4 protein-coding genes and 4 tRNA genes are annotated in these 5,634 nt (G+C 74.2%); all 8 read left to right on the top strand.

Annotated features, from left to right (window positions below):
- The first annotated feature begins 317 nt into the window (after nt 1-317).
- A tRNA-Gly gene (locus HCN56_RS23020) sits at nt 318-389 on the top strand.
- A gap of 87 nt (nt 390-476) precedes the next feature.
- Nucleotides 477-548, top strand: a tRNA-Gly gene (locus tag HCN56_RS23015).
- A gap of 87 nt (nt 549-635) precedes the next feature.
- Nucleotides 636-708, top strand: a tRNA-Gly gene (locus HCN56_RS23010).
- Nucleotides 709-912: 204 nt separating this feature from the next.
- Nucleotides 913-1,920, top strand: coding sequence for an ABC transporter ATP-binding protein (locus tag HCN56_RS23005; RefSeq protein ID WP_167974192.1), 1,008 nt, complete (start codon nt 913-915; stop codon nt 1,918-1,920).
- Nucleotides 1,920-2,771, top strand: coding sequence for an ABC transporter permease (locus tag HCN56_RS23000; RefSeq protein ID WP_245246922.1), 852 nt, complete (start codon nt 1,920-1,922; stop codon nt 2,769-2,771). The genes HCN56_RS23005 and HCN56_RS23000 overlap by 1 nt, the downstream gene beginning before the upstream one ends.
- 179 nt (nt 2,772-2,950) lie before the next feature.
- On the top strand, nt 2,951-4,555 hold the full coding sequence (locus tag HCN56_RS22995) for a sensor histidine kinase (RefSeq protein WP_312871391.1): 1,605 nt from the start codon (nt 2,951-2,953) through the stop codon (nt 4,553-4,555).
- A 73-nt stretch (nt 4,556-4,628) separates the two neighbouring features.
- Nucleotides 4,629-5,231, top strand: a complete 603-nt coding sequence (locus HCN56_RS22990) for a response regulator (RefSeq protein ID WP_312871392.1) — start codon at nt 4,629-4,631, stop codon at nt 5,229-5,231.
- 297 nt (nt 5,232-5,528) lie between these two features.
- Nucleotides 5,529-5,601, top strand: a tRNA-Gly gene (locus HCN56_RS22985).
- Nucleotides 5,602-5,634: the final 33 nt, after the last annotated feature.

The following is a 5,634-nucleotide window of genomic DNA, read 5'->3' as shown; positions in this document are numbered from 1 at the left end:
CCCACCACTGCCGCGGCGCCGGGGCGCTGTCGCGTGAGCGGCGGCGTGCCCCTCGCGCGGCAGCCGCACGCCGCGCACCGCGGCGCCCGGCGGGGCGGACAGCGGGACGGCCGGGGCGGGCCGGTGGCCCGGCGCACCCCGGCGCGCGCCTGCCGGAGGAGCCCGTCCCAACGCGCCGTGACCGCCCGGCGGACGGGGTCTGCGCGAGCCCGACAGCCCCTGAGCGGGCTCGACTTGCCATCCACCCCGGGTGATCGGCTAGAGTCTGGAACACGCCGCGAGGGGCAAGGAAGAAATTCCGAGCCACCCGGGGTCGTGCGGGCGTAGCTCAGTAGTAGAGCGCCCCTTTTCCAAAGGGGAGGCGCAGTGTGCAATTCCTGTCGCCCGCTCCGGTTCGCCGGATTGCTTCTCAGGGAGCGGTCCGTCGATCCCGGTCGCACAGACCACCACACGGTTTCCATCTCGATGGATTCCATGCGGGCGTAGCTCAGTAGTAGAGCGCCCCTTTTCCAAAGGGGAGGCGCAGTGTGCAATTCCTGTCGCCCGCTCCGGTTCGCCGGTCCCGTCCCCTCCGGGGGGCGGGACACCGGCACCCGGTCGCACAGACCGTCGGCCCCCGCTCCTCGCGGGGACGCGCGGACGTAGCTCAGTTGGTAGAGCGCAACCTTGCCAAGGTTGAGGTCGCCAGTTCGAACCTGGTCGTCCGCTCGGTGACGAAGGCCCGGTCCTCACGGACCGGGCCTTCGTCGTTCCCGCACGCCCGCAACCGCCCCCGCCGCGACCGCCCGCACCGCGACCGCCCGCCGTCGGGCCCGCGGCGACGCCCCACCGCTCCGACCTCCTGACATTTGTCATGCGAGCTCGTGACACGGTGCACTGCCGCCGGGCTCCGGGCGCCGCGAAGCTTGAGTCATGACTGAGCACGTGATCGAAGTGACGGGGCTGCGACGGCGCTACGGAGGCGGCGGCTCGGCGGCCGGGGCCAAGAAGAAGGGCACCGGGATCGCCGGGGCCGCTCTCGGGCGGAAGCGCGGCGGGGACGACGGCAAGGGGTTCGAGGCAGTCCGCGGACTGGACTTCTCCGTCCGCCGCGGCGAGGTCTTCGCCCTGCTGGGGACCAACGGCGCTGGCAAGACCTCCACGGTCGAGGTGCTGGAGGGCCTGGCCGCCCCCACCGCCGGCACGGTCAGCGTCCTCGGGATGGACCCGCTCACCGACCGCGCCGCCGTCCGGCCCCGCATCGGGATCATGCTCCAGGAGGGCGGCTTCCCCTCCGACCTGACCGTCACCGAGACCGCCCGCATGTGGTCCGGCTGCGTCAGCGAGCCCCGGCCGATCCAGGAGGCACTGGAGATGGTCGACATGGAGGACCGTGCCTCCACCCGGGTGAAGATGCTGTCCGGCGGCGAGCGCCGCCGCCTCGACCTCGCGATGGCGCTCCTCGGCTACCCCGAGGTCCTCTTCCTCGACGAGCCGACCACCGGCCTCGACCCCGAGGCCCGCCAGCAGACCTGGGCGCTGATCCGGCGGCTCCGCGACAGCGGCACCTCGATCATGCTGACCACGCACTACCTCGACGAGGCCGAGAAGCTGGCCGACCGGTTGGCGATCATGCACGAGGGACGCATCGTCCACGCCGGCACCCCCGCCGAGGTCACCGCCGCACAGCCCAGCCGCATCACCTTCCGGCTCCCCGCCGGGGTGGCACCGGCCCACCTGCCGGTGACGCTGCGGGCGGCCGAGTACGTCGACCGGATCGAGATCCGCACCCAGAACCTCCAGGACGACCTCGCCGAGCTGCTGCTGTGGGCCCGCCAGAACGGCGTCGTCCTCGACCAGCTCAACGCCCGCACCGCCTCCCTGGAGGAGGCGTTCCTCGACATCGCCCGGCAGCAGCCGCAGTACGAAGGGGCCCTGTGATGAGTGCCACGACCCAGCAGCCCTCGACCGACCGTCCGGCCCCCACTCCCCCGTCCGCCGGGGCGCCCGACACCAAGCGGCGGATGCCGGACAAGACCACGCTGCGGCGGCTCGGCGCACTCAGCCGCGCCGAACTGACCCTGCTGGTGCGGAACCGCTCGGCCCTCTTCGGCGCCCTGCTGATGCCGCTCCTCATGGTCGGCTTCCTCCTCACCCTCGGCGACACCCTCGGCCTCGGCGACGGCAACCTCTCGGTGGCGGCGGTCATCGGCACCAGCGCCATCGGCATGGTGCTGCTGATGGCGGTCTACTCCACGCTGATCCCCGCCTACGTCGGCCGCCGCGAGGAGCGCGTCCTCAAGCGGCTGCGCACCGGCGAGGCCACCGACGCGGAGATCCTCACCGGCACCGCGGTCCCTGCCGTGCTGCTCGCGCTGATCCAGTGCGCGGTCCTCATCGGGGTCGGCTCCGCCCACCCCTCGCTGTCCGCTCCCGCCCGGCCCGACCTGCTGATCGTGGGCGTCGTCCTCGGCATGCTGATGATGGTCCTCATGGCGATCGTCACCTCGGCGTTCACCCGTACCGTGGAGAGCGCGCAGATCACCGCGCTGCCGCTCTTCCTCATCGCGATGATGACCTCCGGCATGATCACCCAGCTGGACACGCTGCCGGACGCCATGGCGGACATCTTCCGGATCATGCCGTTCACCCCGGTCATGGACCTGGTGCGGGCCGGATGGCTGGACGCGGGCGGCGGTGACGTCACCCGGGCCCTGCTGCTGGCCATCGCGTGGACGGCCCTGGCAGGCTACGCCGTGCGCCGCTGGTTCCGCTGGGACCCGCGGCAGTGACGGCGGCGCCCGCGACGGCTCCGGCGGACCACGGTCCCCCGGAGCCGTTCCGGCATGCGGGGGTCCACCCCGTTGCCGGGCGGCCCGGTGGGCAGACGCCCCACGACCCCGCGATCGACGGGGCGACGGGCCCGGCAGCAGCGGGCCCGGCGGCGGGAGACATCTAGCGAGGAGCACACGTGCAGCAGGCGTTGTCGGCGCTACGGCGCTACCAGGGCAGGGGAAGCCGGGTGCACGTCCGGCACTACACCTACTCCGCGCTCTTCATCTTCTACTTCAGCGAGGTCTGGCTGGTCGGCGTCTGGTTCGTCGCCATCGCCGACCTCGCGGAGCTGCCGGTGCGGCTGCTGCTGCTCGCCATCGGCTTGACCCACGTGACCCTGACCGTCATCACGGGCCACCGCGCGATGGTCTCCTACGTCGACGGCACCCCCTGGCCGTCCCGGCTGTTCAACATGCTGCTGGCGCTGACGCTGGTCGCGGTCGCCTACGGGCTGATCCTGGTGGCGACGGGCCGCACCAACCCCGAGGCGGCGGTCACCCTCGCCTGGTTCCCGATGTTCTTCGCCGGGCCGGCGATGCTGCTGCCCTCCCTCTGGCGGGGCATCGCCACCACGGCGCTGCCGGCGGCCGTGGCGTGGCTGTCCCTGATGGCGTTGGACATCACGGGCGACAGCTTCATGACGGCGGTGCTCTGGACCCTGTGCGGCTGTGCGTTCGTCGGGTTCACCTTCCGCAGCTCGGGATGGATTCTGCGCGTGATGGAGGAGCTGCACGCCGCGCGGGAGACGCAGTCCCGCCTCGCCGTCGCCGAGGAGCGGCTGCGCTTCGGCCGCGACATGCACGACGTGCTGGGCCGCAACCTGTCGGTCATCGCGCTCAAGAGCGAACTGGCGGTGCAGCTCGCGCAGCGCGGCTCCCCGGCCGCCGGCGAGCAGATGGCGGAGGTGCAGCGGATCGCCCGGGAGTCGCAGCGGGAGATGCGGGCGGTGCTGCGCGGCTACCGCTCCGCCGACCTCAACGCCGAGATCGCCGGCGCACGGGGCGTGCTGGAGGCGGCGGGCATCCGCTGCACCGTCGCGCCGGTTCCGCCCACCCCGCTCCCCCGCGAGGTGTCGGAGGCGCTGGGCTGGGTGGTCCGCGAAGGCGCCACCAACGTGCTGCGCCACAGCGAGGCGACGCGCTGCACCCTCCGGTTGGAGCTGCACGTGCCCGTCGTGGCGGACGCCGGCGGCGACCAGCGGCCCCGGCCCGGCCTCCGCGGGCTCGGGGCCCGGTGGAGCGCCGCGACCGGCCGCACCCCGGCCCGGCCGGCAGCCGGTCGGGCGGCGGACACGCCCTCGACGACAGTGGCGGCGGCGGTCCCGACGACGGCGGGCACGCCCGAGGCAGCGGACGCGCCCGGGGCGGCGGATGCGCCGGTGACGGCGGTGCCGACGACGGCGGTGCTGACGATGGAGAACAACGGGGCCGCGGCGGCCGACCCGGAGGGTAGGGGCAAGGGGTCCGGACTGACCGGGCTGGCCGAGCGGCTCGCCACGGTCGGCGGCACGCTCACGGCGCAGTCGGGCGAGGACGGGACGTTCGTCCTGGTCGGCCGGGTGCCGCTGCCCGCCCCGGGCCGCGCCGGGGACGACGCCCCGGCCGCGGCCAAGAGCGAAACAGCGACAGCCGGTAGCGCGGACAGTGGCGCGGCAGGAGACGGCGCGGTGGACGGCGGCGAGCGCGGCGACGGGGGCACGGGTGGCACGGAAGGGGAGCGGAACGATGACGCGACGGTCTGAGGACGGGGCCGACGGCGGCGGTACGGGCAGCCGGGGGGAGGACGGTTCGGCGGTCGGCGGCAGCCCCGGGACCATCCGGGTCCTGCTCGCCGACGACGAACACCTGATCCGGGGAGCCGTGGCGGCCCTCCTGGCGTTGGAGGAGGACCTGACCGTCGTCGCCGAGGCCGCCAGCGGCCCCGAGGCGGTGGCGATGGCGCAGGCGCACCGACCCGACGTCGCCGTCCTGGACCTCCAGATGCCGGGCGCGGACGGGGTCGCGGTCGCCACCGCGATCCGGGCGGAACTGCCGTCCTGCCGCACGATGATCGTCACCGGGCACGGCCGTCCGGGGCACCTGAAGCGGGCGCTGGCTGCCGGCGTCCGCGGCTTCATGCCGAAGACGGTCTCCGCGCAGCGCCTCGCGGAGATCATCCGCTCCGTCCACGCGGGTCAGCGGTTCGTCGACCCCGACCTGGCGGCCGATGCCATCAGCTCCGGCGACTCCCCGCTGACGACGCGGGAGGCCGAGCTGCTGGAACTGGCCGCGGACGGGGCGCCGATCGCGGAGATCGCGGAACGCGCGGCGCTCGCCGCGGGGACGGTCCGCAACTACCTCTCCTCGGCGGTCGCCAAGTTGCAGGCGGACAACCGGCACGCGGCGGTGCGGATAGCCCGGGAGAACGGCTGGATCTGAGACGCCGGGCCGCGGGCGCGCCGCCCGGAGCGTCGCGGGGCGCGGCGGGCCGGGCCCCGGCCGGGGCGGTGTCTGGCCGGTACGCCGCCGGGGCGGTGTCTGGCCGGTACGCCGCCGGGCGACTGCCGGGGCCCTTCGGCGGGCGGCCGGCGCCGCCCCCGGAGGCCGTCGGGTGGAGCCGGCCCCGAGCGGGGAGCAGGCCGCCGAGCAGCACGAACGGGGTCGACCCGGGGGTGGCGGGAGCACCCTCCGGCGGGGGGTATAGTTGCTTCTGCACCGAGCGCGAGCCCGGGGCACGCGGACGTAGCTCAGTTGGTAGAGCGCAACCTTGCCAAGGTTGAGGTCGCCAGTTCGAACCTGGTCGTCCGCTCAGTGAGAAGGCCCGGTCCATGAGGACCGGGCC

Origin of the sequence: Streptomyces lonarensis (assembly GCF_012033735.1) — a bacterium.
Classification (GTDB): domain Bacteria; phylum Actinomycetota; class Actinomycetes; order Streptomycetales; family Streptomycetaceae; genus Streptomyces; species Streptomyces lonarensis.
Note: the sequence above shows the minus strand (reverse complement) of the source record. Positions and strands in the feature narration are given on the sequence as shown.

Bases quoted from the DNA above. Each gene is read 5' to 3' on its own strand.
- HCN56_RS23005 (WP_167974192.1), top strand. From the start codon at position 913: ATGACTGAGCACGTGATCGAAGTGACGGGGCTGCGACGGCGCTACGGA.
- HCN56_RS23000 (WP_245246922.1), top strand. From the start codon at position 1,920: ATGAGTGCCACGACCCAGCAGCCCTCGACCGACCGTCCGGCCCCCACT.